The organism is Amycolatopsis sp. NPDC102389 (assembly GCF_044765885.1).
GTDB lineage: Bacteria > Actinomycetota > Actinomycetes > Mycobacteriales > Pseudonocardiaceae > Amycolatopsis.
Window position 1 is genome coordinate 99,835 of record NZ_JBIWKX010000022.1, and the last position, 15,324, is coordinate 115,158.

General features: G+C 69.8%; 16 protein-coding genes. 10 read left to right on the forward strand and 6 right to left on the reverse strand.

What is annotated here, in order from left to right:
• Window positions 1-17: 17 nt before the first annotated feature.
• Window positions 18-1,625 (reverse strand): ABC-F family ATP-binding cassette domain-containing protein, encoded by a 1,608-nt coding sequence (locus ACIRGA_RS20350; RefSeq protein WP_400943051.1) that lies wholly within the window; start codon window positions 1,623-1,625, stop codon window positions 18-20.
• A gap of 151 nt (window positions 1,626-1,776) precedes the next feature.
• Entirely contained in the window at window positions 1,777-2,244 is a 468-nt protein-coding gene (locus ACIRGA_RS20355; RefSeq protein WP_400943052.1) for a MarR family winged helix-turn-helix transcriptional regulator, read from the reverse strand.
• 151 nt (window positions 2,245-2,395) lie between these two features.
• Here ACIRGA_RS20355 and ACIRGA_RS20360 point away from each other — a divergent pair, with 151 nt between their 5' ends.
• Genes ACIRGA_RS20360 through ACIRGA_RS20370 form a run of 3 tightly spaced genes read left to right on the forward strand, consistent with a single transcriptional unit; the run spans window position 2,396 to window position 5,049 of the window.
• Window positions 2,396-2,974 (forward strand): ArsR/SmtB family transcription factor, encoded by a 579-nt coding sequence (locus ACIRGA_RS20360; protein WP_400943053.1) that lies wholly within the window; start codon window positions 2,396-2,398, stop codon window positions 2,972-2,974.
• Window positions 2,971-4,209: an MFS transporter gene (locus ACIRGA_RS20365; RefSeq protein WP_400943055.1), complete on the forward strand. Its 1,239-nt coding sequence runs from the start codon at window positions 2,971-2,973 to the stop codon at window positions 4,207-4,209. The genes ACIRGA_RS20360 and ACIRGA_RS20365 overlap by 4 nt, the downstream gene beginning before the upstream one ends.
• Window positions 4,210-4,224: 15 nt before the next feature.
• Window positions 4,225-5,049 carry a metallophosphoesterase family protein gene (locus tag ACIRGA_RS20370; protein ID WP_400943057.1) on the forward strand — a complete coding sequence of 275 codons (825 nt, stop codon included), beginning with the start codon at window positions 4,225-4,227 and terminating at the stop codon, window positions 5,047-5,049.
• A gap of 102 nt (window positions 5,050-5,151) precedes the next feature.
• Here ACIRGA_RS20370 and ACIRGA_RS20375 read toward each other — a convergent pair whose 3' ends face one another.
• Window positions 5,152-6,051 (reverse strand): PAC2 family protein, encoded by a 900-nt coding sequence (locus ACIRGA_RS20375; RefSeq protein WP_400943059.1) that lies wholly within the window; start codon window positions 6,049-6,051, stop codon window positions 5,152-5,154.
• Window positions 6,052-6,229: 178 nt separating this feature from the next.
• On the opposite strand from ACIRGA_RS20375, the gene ACIRGA_RS20380 reads away from it, so the two are divergent.
• The 5 genes from ACIRGA_RS20380 (at window position 6,230) to hisG (ending at window position 10,150) form a co-directional block, all read left to right on the forward strand.
• A complete protein-coding gene (locus ACIRGA_RS20380) occupies window positions 6,230-6,910 on the forward strand; it encodes an HAD family hydrolase (protein ID WP_400943060.1) in 681 nt (226 codons plus the stop codon).
• A gap of 56 nt (window positions 6,911-6,966) precedes the next feature.
• Window positions 6,967-8,430, forward strand: a complete 1,464-nt coding sequence (locus tag ACIRGA_RS20385; protein WP_400943062.1) for a DNA-3-methyladenine glycosylase 2 family protein — start codon at window positions 6,967-6,969, stop codon at window positions 8,428-8,430.
• A gap of 14 nt (window positions 8,431-8,444) precedes the next feature.
• A complete protein-coding gene (locus ACIRGA_RS20390; RefSeq protein WP_400943063.1) occupies window positions 8,445-8,936 on the forward strand; it encodes a methylated-DNA--[protein]-cysteine S-methyltransferase in 492 nt (163 codons plus the stop codon).
• A 72-nt stretch (window positions 8,937-9,008) separates the two neighbouring features.
• Complete coding sequence (locus ACIRGA_RS20395) at window positions 9,009-9,272, forward strand: phosphoribosyl-ATP diphosphatase (protein WP_016334149.1); 264 nt, start codon at window positions 9,009-9,011, stop codon at window positions 9,270-9,272.
• A 32-nt stretch (window positions 9,273-9,304) separates the two neighbouring features.
• Complete coding sequence (gene hisG, locus ACIRGA_RS20400) at window positions 9,305-10,150, forward strand: ATP phosphoribosyltransferase (protein ID WP_400943065.1); 846 nt, start codon at window positions 9,305-9,307, stop codon at window positions 10,148-10,150.
• A 69-nt stretch (window positions 10,151-10,219) separates the two neighbouring features.
• On the opposite strand, the gene ACIRGA_RS20405 is transcribed toward hisG, so the two are convergent.
• From ACIRGA_RS20405 to ACIRGA_RS20415, 3 genes are all read right to left on the reverse strand, one after another.
• Window positions 10,220-11,155, reverse strand: a complete 936-nt coding sequence (locus ACIRGA_RS20405) for a ParA family protein (RefSeq protein ID WP_400943066.1) — start codon at window positions 11,153-11,155, stop codon at window positions 10,220-10,222.
• A gap of 67 nt (window positions 11,156-11,222) precedes the next feature.
• On the reverse strand, window positions 11,223-12,008 hold the full coding sequence (locus ACIRGA_RS20410; protein ID WP_400943068.1) for a thioesterase family protein: 786 nt from the start codon (window positions 12,006-12,008) through the stop codon (window positions 11,223-11,225).
• 9 nt (window positions 12,009-12,017) lie between these two features.
• The gene (locus tag ACIRGA_RS20415; protein WP_400943069.1) at window positions 12,018-12,911 is read right to left on the reverse strand and encodes a RecB family exonuclease; all 894 of its coding nucleotides are present in this window, start codon (window positions 12,909-12,911) and stop codon (window positions 12,018-12,020) included.
• A 128-nt stretch (window positions 12,912-13,039) separates the two neighbouring features.
• Here ACIRGA_RS20415 and ACIRGA_RS20420 point away from each other — a divergent pair, with 128 nt between their 5' ends.
• Both ACIRGA_RS20420 and ACIRGA_RS20425 read left to right on the forward strand, forming a co-directional pair.
• The gene (locus tag ACIRGA_RS20420) at window positions 13,040-14,191 is read left to right on the forward strand and encodes a site-2 protease family protein (RefSeq protein ID WP_400943070.1); all 1,152 of its coding nucleotides are present in this window, start codon (window positions 13,040-13,042) and stop codon (window positions 14,189-14,191) included.
• A gap of 60 nt (window positions 14,192-14,251) precedes the next feature.
• Window positions 14,252-15,076 carry a tRNA (adenine-N1)-methyltransferase gene (locus ACIRGA_RS20425; RefSeq protein WP_007035384.1) on the forward strand — a complete coding sequence of 275 codons (825 nt, stop codon included), beginning with the start codon at window positions 14,252-14,254 and terminating at the stop codon, window positions 15,074-15,076.
• Window positions 15,077-15,324 lie beyond the last annotated feature (248 nt).

Here is a 15,324-nt window from a genome sequence, read left to right on the forward strand (position 1 = left end):
GCAGTGTGTATAACGCCCTACACGGCGACGCGGCCGGCCTCCAGCCGGAGGTGGTCGCCCGCCCAATCCCGCCGCAGCCACCGATCGTGAGACGCGATGACGACGGCACCCGGCGCGGAATCGAGCGCGGTGAACAACTCCTCGGCCAAGGTGAGCGAGATGTGGTTCGTCGGCTCGTCCAGCAGGAGCACCTCCGGCGGGTCGGCGATGAGCAACGCCAGCGCGAGCCGCCGCCGCTGCCCGACCGACAACGCGCCCACCCGGGTCCCGAGATCACGCGGCGCCAGCAGCCCCAGCCCGCGCAACGGGGGAGCATCCTCGCCGAGGGCCTCGGCGTAGGTCCGTTGCGCGGTCTTTTCCGGCTCGGCGAACACGACGTCCTGGGCCAGCAGGCCGATCCGCACCCCGCGTCCGGAAAGGACGGTGCCGGAGTCCGGGGTCAGCGCGCCCGCGAGGACGGACAGCAGCGTCGACTTCCCGGCGCCGTTGCCGCCGGTGATCAGCAGCCTCGACGTCGTCGTGACGTCCAGGGTCGCCAGCCGCAGCCGTCCCGCGATCTCGATGTCCCGTACCGAGATGGCGGTCTTCCCCTCACCGGGCTCGCCGGTCAGGTCGCCCTGGAACCGCAGCGGCGCGGGCGGTTTCCGCACCTGGTCGCGTTCCAGCTCGGCCAGCCGCAGCTGGGCGTTGCGGACCCGGCGTGAGATCTGCTTCTGCACCCTCCCGGTCTTGAAGTCGTAGAGCATCTTGGCGTTGTCGCGCTGCGGCCGGTTGTGCGCGACGTTGCGCGCGGTGACGGCCACCGATTCGCGCAGTTCCTTGAGCTCGTCCTGTTCCTCGGCATAGCGCTGCTCCCAGCGCGCCCGCTCGGCCCGTTTCTGGTCCAGGTAGTCGGAATACGTGCCGCCGTACCGGGTCGGGCCGCCCAGCGCCGGGTCGAGGTCGACGATGTCGGTGCACACCGCGTCGAGGAACACGCGATCGTGCGACGACAGCACGAGGACCCCGGTCAGCGAAGCGAGATGCTGTTCGAGGAACTCCATCGCGGCGTCGTCGAGGTGGTTCGTCGGCTCGTCCAGGACGAGGGTGCCCGGCCGCCGGATGAGCAACGCGGCGAGACCGAGCCGCGACCGCTGGCCGCCCGACAGCGTGCCCAGTTCGCGCGCCGGGTCGATCCCGGCCAGCCCGAGACCCGCGCAGACGACCTCGGCGCGCCGGTCGGCGTCCCACAGGTCGTGCGCCTGGGCCCATTCGAGCACGGTGCCGTACTCGTCGAGCACCGCGGCATCGTCCGGGTGGTCCGTGAGCGCCTCGGTCAGTTCGCCGAGTCTCGCGGACGCTCGCCGGATCTCGGCGAGCGCGTCGTCGATGACGTCGGAAAACCGTGCTGTGAGCGGGAAAGGCAGTTCCTGCAGGAGGAATCCGAGGTCGTCGCCGCGGAGCACCTCTCCGCCCTGTGGCTCTTCGACCCCGGCCAGCAAGCGCAGGAGCGTGGACTTGCCGACGCCGTTCTCGCCGACCAGCCCGAGCCGCTGCCCGGCCGAAGCGGTCAGGTTCACGCCGTCGAGGACGACGCGGGCACCGTAGGAGTGGACGAGGTCCTTGGCGATCAGGGAAAGAGACATACGACATCACCGTGCTTCTTCGGACAGGGGAACCCCGCCGGGCCTCGTGGCTTACGGGAGCGGTGCTCGACCGAAGCCGCCTCGGAGCGGGGAAGGCGCGATGTCAGCTGTCCATGATGCGAAGAGTCTAACGCAACATCAGTAGCATTAGTCAACCCCCGTTTTCGGATCGCAGACGAGCGGCCTCTTGTTCGGCGAACGCGCGACCGTCGGTCATCACGCCGAGCAGTGCGGCGAGCTGGCGCCGGTCGAGCTTGCCGAGGCGGTCGCCGAAGAACCGGGCCATGGGGGAGTAGAGGTCGGCGACGTCGTCGAGCCGGTCGGGAAGCGGCCGGATCGCGAGACGGCGCCGGTCGGCGGGATCGGGGACGCGTTCGACCAGGCGTCGCTCCTCCATGCGGTCGAGCATCCGGGTCACCGCGCCGGTGGTCATGCCGAGCGCTCGCGCCAGCCGGGTCGGCGAGGTCGCGGCGCCGCTGATGACCAGCTGGAGCCCGTGCAGCTCGGTGGGGCTGATCCCGAGCCGCTCCGCCATGGCCGTCTGGAAGAGGACGGTCGCGCTGACGAACCGGGGGATCTCCAAAGCCGCGGCGGTGGCGAGTTCTCGCTGGTCAGGCATGTGCTTCCCTGGTGCAGTAGTTGAGTTATGCAGTTACTGCTGTGTGCAGCAACTGTCCGGACAAGGGTATCGAGGCGGCTTGACATCGCCCCGGCGGCCGGTAAATATGAAAGAGAACTTTCGAAAGACTTCTTTCAGATGGGATCGGGCGATGACCGGGTTGCCGCCGCGCAAGCGGATCGAAGACGTCGAGCTGATGCGGGCGTTGGCGCATCCGCTGCGGTCGGCGCTGGTGGACCACCTCATGGCGGTCGGCCCGCGGACTGCGAGCGAATGCGCGGAGGCCGTCGGCTCGACCGCATCGAACTGCAGCTGGCATCTGCGTCAGCTGGCTCGGCACGGCCTCGTGGAGCGGGTCGACGGGGAGGACGGGCGGGAGCGGCCGTGGCGGGCGTGCCAGGTCGGCATCGAGTTCGGTGACGACCCCGAGCTGCGAGGGGCACAGCTGGCCGTCGTGGGCACCACGCTCGCGCGGGAAAAGGAGCTGACCGAGCGTTATCTCGATGCCGCCGACCGCCTCGGCGAGGAGTGGCGGGACGCGTCGGGGATCAACAACTACTCGCTGCGGGTGACCGCGGCGGAGCTGGAAGAGCTGGTCCAGCGGATCGACGCGCTCGTGCGGCCGTACGTCGGCGCGATCCGCGAAGACGCTCCCGCGGAGGCCCTGCCGGTCCATTTGGGACTCCGGGCGTTCCCGCGGATCGACGCCGAGGGGAAGCCGAGCAGATGAAACCGTTGAGGGAACCCGCGTTCGCGCGGCTGTGGATCGCCGCCTTCTTCTCCGAGACGGCCGAGTGGATGCTGCAGATCGCGTTGCCGGTGTTCGTCTTCCAGGCCACCGGATCGGCGGCCACGACGGCGTTGAGCATCGTCCTCGGCCTGGTGCCCGCGGTGCTGCTGAGCCCGGTCGCCGGCGTGATCGCGGACCGCTGGAACCGGCGGCTGGTGCTGTGCGTGGTGTGCGCGGGACAGGCGTTCGTGGCATTGCCGCTGCTGTTCGTCGCGTCCGGCGGCCCGGTGTACGTGGTCTACGGCGTGATGGCCGCGCAGGCGGGCCTGGCTTCGCTGTTCGAGCCCGCCCGCAACGCGCTCGTTCCCGAACTGGTCGCCCCCGGCGAACTGATCGGCGCCAACGGCCTGATGAGCATCAACGGCAGCGTCGCACGGCTCGCCGGCGGCTGGGCGGGAGGTCTCCTGCTCGGGTTCGGCGGCCTGGGCTGGGTCGTGGTCGCCTATCTCGGCGTGCTGGTCATCGGCTCGGCTCTGCTGGCGCGCCCGTTCCGGCGGGTCGCCGCGCCGAAGCCGGCGGGACCGCACGAACCGGTGTTGCGGGCGTGGCTCGACGGGCTTCGCGAGATCGGCCGCGAAGGGCGCCTTCGCCTCGCCGGTGTCGTCGTGGTGCTGACGTCACTGGCGCAGGGGATGTTCCTGGTGCTGTTCGTGGTCTTCGTGCTCGACATCCTCGACGGCACCGAAGGCGACGTCGGCCTGCTGCGCGGCGTACAGGCGCTCGGCGGGCTGGCCGCGGGATTCGCCGTCGCCACCGTCGCCCGGAAGGTCGCGCCCGCCGCCCTGCTCGGCTGGGGCGGGCTCGCGCTCGGCCTGCTGTCGGCGGTGATCTGGAACCTGCCCGCGCTGACCGCGTCGCTGGGCGTCTTCGTCGGGCTCTTCGGCCTGGTCGGCGCCCCCGGGGTGCTCGCCGGATCCGGTCTGCTCTCCCTGGTCCAGACCGCCGCTTCGCCCGAACGGTCCGGCCGGGTGCTGAGCACCGTCTTCGCCGGGACGGCGGGGTTCACGGCGCTGGGTGCGCTGCTGGCGGGTGGGTTGCTGAACGTTCTGGGCAACGGCGTCCTGCTGAACGTCCAGGCGGGTCTGCACACCCTCTCGGCGTTGATCGTGCTGGGCGTGTCGGCGTCGGGCAGGCTGCGTAGTGAGGCTATTCCGGCGGTTCCCCGGTCCGGGTGAAGCTACGGTGGTGGAGTGCCGCATCTCTTCGCCACCAGCGACCTCCACGTCACCCATGAGGGCAACGCCCCGCTCGTCGACGAGGTCGTCCCCCGGACCCCCGACGACTGGCTGCTCGTGGCCGGTGACGTCGCCGAACGCGCCGAATCCGTGATCGGGGTGCTCAAGACCTTGCGTGAACGCTTCGCGAAGGTCGTCTGGGTACCCGGCAACCACGAGCTGTGGACCACCCAGAAGGACGAATGTCAGCTGCGCGGACAGGCGCGCTACGAGCACCTGGTCGAGCGCTGCCGTGAGATCGACGTCCTCACCCCGGAGGACCCGTATCCGGTGTGGGAACACCAGGAGAAGCCGCTGACGATCGCGCCCCTGTTCGTGCTGTACGACTACAGCTGGCGTACCCCCGCCGCCGACGGCCTGCCGATGCTGGCGGCCATCGAGCAGGCGCGCGAGGCGGGCGTGCTGTGCACGGACGAGTTCTTCCTGCACCCCGATCCGTATCCCAGCAGGCAGGCGTGGTGCGCCGACCGGGTGAAGATCAGCACGGCACGGCTGGAGGCGATCCCCGAAGACCACGGGACGATCCTCATGTCGCACTGGCCGCTGCACCGCCATCCGACCGAACCGCTGTACTTCCCGGAGTTCGCGCTGTGGTGCGGGACGACCGAGACCGAGGACTGGCACCGGCGCTTCCGGGCCGAGGTCGCCGTCTACGGGCACCTGCACATCCCGCGTTCGACGGAGGCGGACGGCGTGCGGTTCGAAGAGGTCTCGCTCGGCTATCCGCGTGAGTGGCGGAAGCGGTCGCGGGGGCCGATCCCGCTGCGGCGCATCTTCTGACGTCTCGCGGACCAGATCCGTGAAGGCCTCCTTGAGGGACTCTGGGTCCCTCAAGGAGGCCTTCACGGACTCGATGATCGCCACATGCGCCAAGCCGCGGGCTCAGCCTCGTCCGGGACCGTCCTGGCCGGGGCGACGCCGCCGCAGGTACCGCTCGAATTCGGCCGCGATCTTGTCCCCGCTCACGTCGTCCAGCGTGAACTCGGTCTCCGCGTCGCCGCGCTCCTCGAGCCCGCGGACGTACTCGCTGATCTCCTCGTCCTCCTCGGCCATCTCGGTGACCGTCCGCTGCCACTCCTCCGACTGCTCGGGCAGCGCGCCGAGCGGGATCTCGACGTCGAGGACGTCCTCGAGTTTGTGCAGCAGCGCCAGCGTGGCCTTGGGCGACGGCGGATGCGAGACGTAGTGCGGCACGGCCGCCCAGATCGAGACCGCCGGGACACCCGCCTGCACGCAGTAGTCCTGCAGGACGCCGACGATGCCGGTCGGTCCCTGGTAGTTGTTCAGCTCCAGCCCGAACTGCGAAGCGGTGTCCTTGTCGTACGCCGTCCCGGTGACCGGGACGGGCCGGGTGTGCGCGGTGTCGGCAAGGAGCGCGCCGAGGGTGACGACGGTGGCGACTTCCAGTTGCTGGATGTGCTCCAGCAGTTCGGCGCAGAAGGCACGCCAGCGCATATTCGGTTCGGGCCCCTGTACCAGCACGATGTCCCGGCTGAAGCCTTCCGGGCGGCAGACCGAGAGCCTCGTGGTCGGCCAGTCGACCCGCCGGGTGACGCCGTCCACCATGCGTACGGTCGGTCTGCTGACCTGGAAGTCGTAGTACTCGTCAGGACTCAGCTCGCTCAGCGGTGTCGCATCCCAGTTGAGCTGGAGATGCTCGACCGCCCGGCTGGCCGCGTCACCTGCGTCGTTCCATCCTTCGAAGGCGACGATCATGATCGGCTTGGTGTCATCCGGGTGGTCGCGGCCGGGCCGCTGGGTCTCGTCGACGGGCTCACTCACCGGACCAGCCTACGACCAGGCGGCCGTGCGCCGTTGGGCATGTCCGGTGGCGTTTCGCGGGAGAGAACCACGCGGAGCCGATGCAATACGACATTTCGGACAACTACCTGTCCGTCGACGTGAATCCGTCTCGGCTACCGTGGGCTCTGGAAGGTACGACCGAACGTGAGGGGGAGCCGTGACCGAACCGTCCACACCGGACGGACTCGCCGCCGTGCTGTGGGACATGGACGGCACGCTGGTCGACTCGGAGAAGCTGTGGGACGTCGCGCTCTACGAGGCCGTCGAAAGCCTCGGCGGCACCCTGACCGAGGAACAGCGCCTGAGTCTCGTCGGGTCCAATATGGACGACACGGCCGCGTTCCTGCTCGAAGTGTGCGCCAAGCCCGTCACCGCCGAGTCGATCGCGGAGATGGGGGAGTGGATCCGCCGCCGCACGGCCAACCTCTTCGACGGTCCCCTCCCGTGGCGCCCCGGTGCGCAGGAGCTGCTCGAACTGTTGCGCGCCAACGGTGTCCCGATGGCGCTGGTCACCTCCACCGAACGGTCGCTGACCGAACTCGCGCTCAACACCATCGGCCGCGACTACTTCGCCGCCACGGTCTGCGGTGACGAGGTCGATGGTCTGAACAAGCCGGACGCGAGGCCGTATCAGCTGGCCACGGAGTTGCTGGGAGTCCCGGCTTCCCGGTGCGTCGCGATCGAGGATTCACCGCCGGGCGCCGCTTCCGCGGCCGCGGCGGGCTGCACCGTCGTGGTGATCCCGAACGACGTCGACGTCGAGCAGGGAGAGCGGCGGGTGTTCCGCACCTCGCTGGTCGGGCTCGACGTGCCGGCCCTGACCGCGCTCCTGCCCTGACCGCCATGTCGCATTTCCGCTAGACCGCGCCCGGTGCGGTCGGTGATGCTGGCCGGGTGCATGAGGATTTCGAGCGCTGCGTCCGGGCGGTTCAAGCGAAGGACGCCCGGTTCGACGGCTGGTTCTTCACCGCCGTCCTGACCACGCGGATCTACTGCCGGGCGAGTTGCCCGGTCGTCCCGCCCAAACCGGAGAACATGTCGTTCTATCCGAGCGCGGCGGCCGCGCAGGAGGCCGGGTTCCGAGCCTGCAAGCGCTGCCGCCCGGACGCGAGTCCCGGTTCGCCGCAGTGGAACGAGCGCGCGGATCTGGTGGCCAGGGCGATGCGGCTGATCGCCGACGGCGTGGTCGACACCGACGGCGTGAGCGGGCTGGCAGCCAGGCTGGGCTACAGCGTCCGGCAGGTGGAGCGGCACGTGCGCGCCGAACTGGGCGCGGGCCCGCTCAGCCTCGCCCGCGCGCAGCGGGCGCAGACGGCGCGGCTGCTGATCGAGACGACCGGCCTGTCGATGATCGACGTCGCCCTCGCCTCGGGGTTCGGCAGCGTCCGGACCTTCAACGACACCGTCCGCGAGGTCTTCGCCCTGTCCCCGACGGAACTGCGGGCCCGCGTCCGCACCGCGCCGGCGACCGCTCCCGGGACACTGAACCTGCGCCTGCCGTACCGGAAGCCGTTGTTCCCGGACAACCTCTTCGGGCATCTCGTCGCGACCGGAGTCCCCGGCGTCGAGGAATGGCGTGACGGCGCGTACCGCCGCACGCTGCGGCTCCCGCACGGCGCCGCCGTCGTCGCGCTCAAACCGGAAGACGGCCACATCGGCTGCCGGCTCACGCTCTCGGACCTGCGGGACCTTTCGACGGCGATCAGCCGTTGCCGCCGTCTGCTCGACCTCGACGCCGACCCGGTCGCGGTCGACGAGGCACTGGCCGGGGACCCACTGCTCGGGCCGCTCGTGGCCGCGGCGCCGGGCAGGCGGGTGCCGAGGACGGTCGACGGTGACGAGTTCGCCGTCCGCGCCGTCCTGGGGCAGCAGGTGTCCACCGCCGCCGCGCGGACCCACGCCGCTCGCCTGGTCCTCGCGCACGGTGACCCCGTCGACGATCCGGACGGCGGGCTCACCCACGTCTTCCCGGATGCCGCCGCGCTGGCCGAGATCGACCCGGAAAGCCTCGCGATGCCGCAGAGCCGCAAGCGGACTCTGCTCGGCCTCGTCGCCGAACTGAACGACGGCGGACTCGACCTCGGCGCGGGAAGCGACTGGCAGCTCGCCCGCGAGCGGCTGCACGCGTTGCCCGGCTTCGGCCCGTGGACCGTCGAGAGCATCGCGATGCGCTCACTCGGCGACCCCGACGCCTTTCTGCCGACCGACCTCGGCGTCAAGGTCGCCGCGCGAGGGCTCGGACTCGGCCCGGCCGCGTTCGCCGCGCACGCGGAACGCTGGCGCCCGTGGCGCGCCTACGCCGTCCAGCATCTCTGGGCGACCGGCGACCACCCGATCAACCGGTTGCCCGCCGCCTGAGTTCGAGGAGCGCCATGCGCACGCACAACGTCATCGACAGCCCGTACGACAAGCTGACCCTCGTCGCGGACGGCGAAAGCCTCTGCGGGGTGTACATGGTCCAGCAGCGGCACCGTCCGGCCGAGGAGACCTTCGGCCATCCGGACCCGGGCTCGCCGATCTTCGTGGACACCGAGAAACAGTTGAAGGAGTACTTCGCCGGACAGCGGAAGGATTTCGATCTCCCGCTGAGCTTCGGCGGCACCGAATTCCAGCGGATGGTCTGGGAAGGTCTGCTCGGTATCCCATATGGCGAGACGGTGTCCTACGGTCAGCTCGCCGACCGGCTCGGCAGGCCCACCGCTTCGCGCGCGGTCGGACTCGCGAACGGGAAGAACCCGATCAGCATCATCGTGCCCTGCCATCGCGTCATCGGCTCCAACGGCGATCTCACCGGCTACGGCGGTGGTGTGGAACGGAAGCGGCACCTGCTCGACTTCGAACGGGGCGGTGCCGCGCTGTTCTGAAGTGTGACGCGAGCGGCAACACACCGGCCCGGGGCAGCGCGACGCGGGCGCGGATGGAAGGATCTCCAGACCGTGAAGACCTTCGATGAGCTGTTCGCCGAGCTTGCCGAGCGCGCCCGTACGCGCCCCGACGGTTCCGGCACCGTCGCCGCACTGGACGCGGGAGTGCACGCGCAAGGCAAGAAGGTGCTCGAAGAGGCCGGCGAGGTATGGATCGCCGCCGAGCACGAATCCGACGACAGGCTCTCCGAGGAGATTTCACAGCTGCTGTACCGCGTACAGGTGCTCATGCTCGGCCGAGGACTGTCGACAGAGGACGTGTACCGGTACCTGTGACGCGTTCGCGTCCGGAGAACCAAGGAGAAGCAATGCTGCGTGTCGCCGTGCCGAACAAGGGAGCCCTCGCCGCCGCCGCGTCGGAGATGCTCGGAGAGGCCGGCTACCGCAAGCGACATGAGGCCCGCGACCTGACCGTGCTCGACACGGTCAACGAGGTCGAGTTCTTCTTCTTGCGTCCCAAGGACATCGCGATCTACGTCGGATCCGGCGAACTGGATCTCGGCATCACCGGCCGCGACCTCGCGCTCGACTCCGGTGCCCCGGTCGAGGAGATCCTCGGCCTCGGCTTCGGCGGTTCCACCTTCCGGTACGCCGCGCCGGCGGGCCGGGAGTGGCGGCCCGAAGACCTGCAGGGCAAGCGGCTCGCGACGTCGTACCCGCGGCTCGTACGCGAGAACCTGAAGCAGCACGGGGTGGAGGCGGAGGTCATCCGCCTCGACGGCGCCGTCGAGATCTCGATCCAGCTCGGCGTGGCCGACGCCATCGCGGACGTCGTCGAGTCGGGACGGTCGTTGCGCCAGCACAACCTCGTGGCCTTCGGGGACCCGATCTGCGTGTCGGAGGCGGTGCTGCTCCAGCGGGCGGGCACCGAACACACCCGGCCCAAGGACCAGCTGAAGGCGCGGCTGCAGGGAGTCGTCTTCGCCCAGCACTACATGATGCTGGACTACGACTGCCCGCGGTCGTTGCTCGACGCGGCCATCTCGATCACGCCGGGGCTCGAGTCGCCGACCGTCGCGCCGCTGGCGCACGAGGACTGGGTGGCCGTGCGGGCGATGGTGCCGCGCAAGGAGGTCAACCGGATCATGGACGAACTCGCCGAGACCGGCGCCAAGGCCGTCCTGGCTTCGGACATCCGAGCCTGCCGCCTCTGACACCGTTTTGCGCGTGAAGGCCCCCGTCCCTCGGCTCAGCCGAGGGACGGGGGCCTTCACGCGCAAAAGCTAGCGGGGCCTGTTCGGCTTCTTGGGCATCAGGTCGTAGAGCTTCTTGCGTGCTCCGTTGTCCTTGGCGCTGCGAGTCACCGAGACCTCGGTGATGAAGTCCTCGAAGACGAAATCCTCGTCCGCGGGCACGATCGCCGCGGACGGATGGTTCCGCAGGTAGCCGTCCAGCGTCTCCGCGATCTCCCGGAACGACAATGCCTGCAGCGTTTCCGGCGCGTACGTCGTCACCGGCACACCGTGCGCGGCGGCTTCGTTCATCACGACGCCGAGCGGGACGTGCGACAGCATCGGGATCCCGAACGCGTAGAGCTCCTGCAACGCCGCCGCCGCGTAGTGCGAGATCGGGCGGCGGTACAGGCCGGGCACGAGGCCGTAGTAGGCGATCGGCGGACGGCCGACGGTCTGTTCGACGTAACGCACCTGGTCCGAAAGCAGGCGCAGCGCGCGGATGCTCGTCCGGTCCGGCTGCACCGGCACGAGGATCCCGTGCGAAGCGGCGAGCGCGTTGTTGGTCAGTACGTCGAGCGCGGGCGGGCAGTCGATGATGATGTGGTCGTAGTTCGCGAACTGGATGACCCTGGCCAGCTGCCAGCCGGGCACGCGGAACTGGTCCAGCCGCCGGATCAGGTCGAACATCCCCGGCGAGGTCGGGATGACGTCGAACGCGCCGCCCCGCCCGAGGTTGCTGCGCGGATGCCGCACCGCGAGTTCCTCGATCGAGCCCTTCCACACCTTGGTCAGGGCTTTGGCGAGGCTGGGCATGTCGGGCGCCACCTCGTCCAGCCCGAGGAGTTCGGTGGTCGCGTGGCCCTGTGGGTCGAGGTCGATCAGCAGCACCCGGCGGCCGCGTTCGGCCAGTGCGGCCGCAGCGCCCACGCTGAGTGAGGTCTTGCCGACCCCGCCTTTCTGGTTGACCACCGAGGTGATCTGCATGCCGAAGCGCTCCCTATGTCCGCTGTTCCGCGAAGGCTATTGGAAACCCGCCGAGAAAGCGCGTCTATCAGCCCGCCTGTCGCGGTCGCACCAGCAACGCCTGCGCCCCGGAGGCGATCGGGCCCGACACGTCGTGCAGCGTCGTCGTCGCCGTGCCGATCCCGTTCGGGCCGATCAGGGTGGCCGCGTCGACACCGATCCAGTCGCCCAGCGGCGGGCGGCGGAGGTGCACTGTCAGCTCCGAATTGATGAACCACCACTCCCGCGGGTCCAGGAAATTCGAAATCCCGTTGCCGGAGTCCGCCAGGACGAACAGCCGCTGCAGCGGGCTCGGCTTCTCGCCGTCCACGAGCGCGACGCGCTGCCTGCCCCAGACGGTCGCGGGCCCGGGTTCGTCCAGGGCGCCCTCGACCCGGCGCCACTCGACGGCTTGCAGGTACCCGCCGTGCCAGCCTGCCGGCCAGTTCGACGTGGGCAGACCTTCCGGCGACGGCAGTGCGGGACCTTCCGCCGTGGCCACCGCGGTGGTGTCCGACGTCGCGATCCGCCACGCCGAGGCACGGGCGACGACGCGCTCACCATGAGACAGCTCGGCGGTCAGCCACTCGACCGACCGGCCCGGTCGTTCCACCCGGGCCCGTACCGACAGCTCCTTGAGCGGCGCGGGCCCGAGGATCTCGACCGTCACCCGTGCCAGCTGGCTGGCATGCGGCGCCTCGACCTCTTCGAGCGCGCGGACCAGCAACGCCGAGGGCGGCCCGAAGTGCTGCGCCTCCGGGGTCCACGGGCCGGCGGTGTGCGGGGTCGGGAGGAAGACGCCGTCGCCTGACGGAACATAGAACGCTTCTGTCACAAAGGCACCTTAATCCGCACGGTCCAATACGGACTCTTCGCCGGGATCCGGCTCCGGCCAGCCGGGATACGGCGGGGGAGTGCCGCCGTACTGCGGGCAGAGGGCCTGGTGATCGCACCACGCGCAGAGTTTGCTCGGATTCGGCCGGAAGTCGCCGGTCTTGCCCGCCTTGAGGATGGCCTGCCAGATCGCCTCCAGCGTGCGCTCGAAGCGGATCAGCTCGCCCTCGTCGGGCGTGTATGCCAGCGACTGACCGTCGGTGAGGTACATCAGTTTCAGCTGGCGCGGCACGACGCCGCGAAGCCGCCAGAGGACCACGGCGTAGAACTTCATCTGGAACATCGCCTTGGCCTCGCCGATCTCGCGGGGCGCGGCACCGGTCTTGTAGTCGACGACCCGGATCTCGCCTGTCGGCGCCACGTCCAGCCTGTCGACGTAGCCCCGAAGCAGCACTCCGGAGCCCAGCTCGATCTCGACGTGCAGCTCGCACGCTTCCGGCTCCAGACGGCGCGGATCCTCGAGGCCGAAGTAGGTGTCGACGAGCTGCTCGGCCGACGAGAGCCACGAGGTGACTGCTTCGGGATCCTCCTGATCGAACAGCTCGATCCACTCCGGACGTTCGGAGGACAGCTCCTCCCACGCCGGCGCGAGCAGCTCCTTGGCCTGCGGAGGGGTGCGATCGGCTTGCGGAAGGGCGAACAAGCGCTCCAGCACGGAATGCACCAGCGTGCCGCGCAGCTGGGCCTTCGTCGGGATCTCGGGCAGTCTGTCGACCGCGCGGAAGCGGTAGAGCAGCGGACACTGCTTGAAGTCGCTGGCACGCGACGGGGACAGGGCCGGCCGACGGCGCGGGACTTCGGCGCCGGGCGGCGGATCGGCGGTGACCGTGTCGGTGTCGGGCATGGAGGAAGCGTATCGCCGGGCACCGACAGTTTCAGGACCGCAACGCACCGGAGCGGCATGACCGACACCACCCGGACGGGAAGGGCGGGTTACCGGCAGCCCACACCTGGGCATCTAGGCTTCGACCCATGGCGGTGACGGGTGAGCAGGGCCCGCCTCGACGAGGCGTGGCACCAGAGGGCGGGCTCCTGCTGTTCCGCGTCTCCGGGATCCCCGTGCTGCTGGCCCCTTCGTGGTGGATCGGCTCCCTGATCATCGTGGTGCTCTACACGCCGCTGGTCGGACGGATCCTGCCCGGCGCCACCACGCTGACCTCTTGGCTGCTGGCAGCCGCGTTCGCCGTCCTTCTCGGACTTTCGGTGCTCGCGCACGAACTCGGGCACTGCCTGGTCGCGTTGCGCCTCGGCATCCCGGTCAGGCGCCTGCGGCTGTTCCTGCTCGGCGGACTCTCCGAGGTCGCCAGGACACCCCGCCAGCCGCGGCACGAAGGGCTCGTCGCCGCCGCCGGACCGGTGGTTTCGTTGCTGCTCGGCGGATTCTGCGGTCTGCTGATGTTCGCCGTCCCGGCGGAAAGCGCCGCATGGCTGCTCATCGCCGAATGCGCCGTCGCGAACTTCGCCGTCGGGATCTTCAACCTGCTTCCCGGACTCCCGCTCGACGGCGGCCGTCTGGTCCGAGCCGGCGTCTGGGCGGTCACGGGGCGCCGGGAGAAGGGCACGCGGGCGGCGGTCGTCGGTGGCGGTGTCGTCGCGGCGGGACTGGTCGTCTGGGCGTTGTGGGGATTGGCGGCGGGCAGCGAAGACCGCTGGCTCCGCCTCGGTGTCTGCGTCGTGACGGCGTGGTTCGTGATCCTCGGCGCCCGAAGCGAACTCGCCGCCGAAACGCGCCGAGGATGGCCGGAAGGCGTACGGCTCAGCGAACTCATCCGGCCCGTTCTCCAGCTTCCCGCGGAAAGCCCCGTCTCGGACGCGCTGGCCGCTTCGGCTGGCCGCGGCGTGGTCCTGGTGCGTGCCGACGGCGTCGCGGCCGGACTGCTCGACGAGACGGCCGCCGCGCAGCTGGCCGGGACGTCGCCGCACGCGCCCGCGGAGATGGCCGCGGAGCCGATCCGTGCCGACACCGTGCTGCTTTCCTCGGAGTCGGGCGAAGAGATCGCCGAGCGGGTCAGGGAAACCGCCGCGTGGCAGTTCCTCGTCGTGGACGACGAAGGCAGGCCCGCGGGGGTGCTCCGGCGTGAAGACCTGCGCGCCGCGATGACCCGGAGCCGACCCCCGGCGTAGCGCGGCGCGGCCACCTGCGAGGATCGGTCGTCGATCTGTGTTCGCGCGTATGGAGGTTCAGTGTCGGTCCGAGGGCCGTTTCGTGTTGGTGACCGGGTTCAGCTGACCGACTCCAAGGGGCGGCACTACACCATGGTCCTCGCCGAGGGACAGCAGTATCACACCCACCGCGGCGCGCTGGCGCACGACGACGTGATCGGTGCGCAGGAGGGTTCGGTCGTCACTTCGGCCGGCGGCAGCCATTATCTGGCGCTGCGCCCCCTGCTGCCCGACTACGTGTTGTCGATGCCGCGTGGCGCGCAGGTGATCTACCCGAAGGACGCCGCGCAGATCGTGATGTGGGGCGATATCTTCCCGGGGGCGCGGGTACTCGAGGCCGGCGCCGGCTCCGGCGCGCTGACCTGCTCGCTGCTGCGGGCGGTTGGTTCGGAAGGCACCGTGCAGTCCTACGAGATCCGGGACGACCACGCCGAACACGCCGAGCGCAACGTCGAGAAGTTCTTCGGCCACAAGCCGGACAACTGGTCGCTGACGGTCGCGGACCTGTCCACGCACACCGGCGAGGTCGATCGCGTCGTCCTCGACATGCTCGCGCCTTGGGATCAGCTGGAGACGGTCGCCGCGCATCTGGTGCCGGGCGGCGTGCTCACGGTTTATGTGGCGACGGTCACACAGCTTTCGCGGATCACGGAAGCCTTGCGGGACCAGCAGTGCTGGACCGAGCCCGAGTCGTGGGAGACGCTCATGCGGCCGTGGCACGTCGTGAGTCTCGCCGTGCGGCCGGATCACCGGATGGTCGCGCACACCGCGTTCCTGCTGACGGCGCGCCGTCTGGCGGACGGGACCGTGTCACCGCGGGTGCACCGCCGCTCCGGCAAGGGCTAGTCAGGGTCTCGGCGAAGCCGCATAACCGCTGATCAGCTAGGTTGCGAGCGGGAACAGGCGTGCTCAAGAGGCCTGACGCCCTTCCTGCTGTCCAAAAAGGACTCTTTCGGGAAGATGGCGCCCGGTTCGAGTGATTTGCGCGGCTTGACGGGCGGGTCGTGAGTGGCAATGAGGGTTAGAACCCTCTGTCTGAGTTCAGGACATGTCGGACAGTTGATGTTTCAGGACCTCACGGACACTGACCGGCC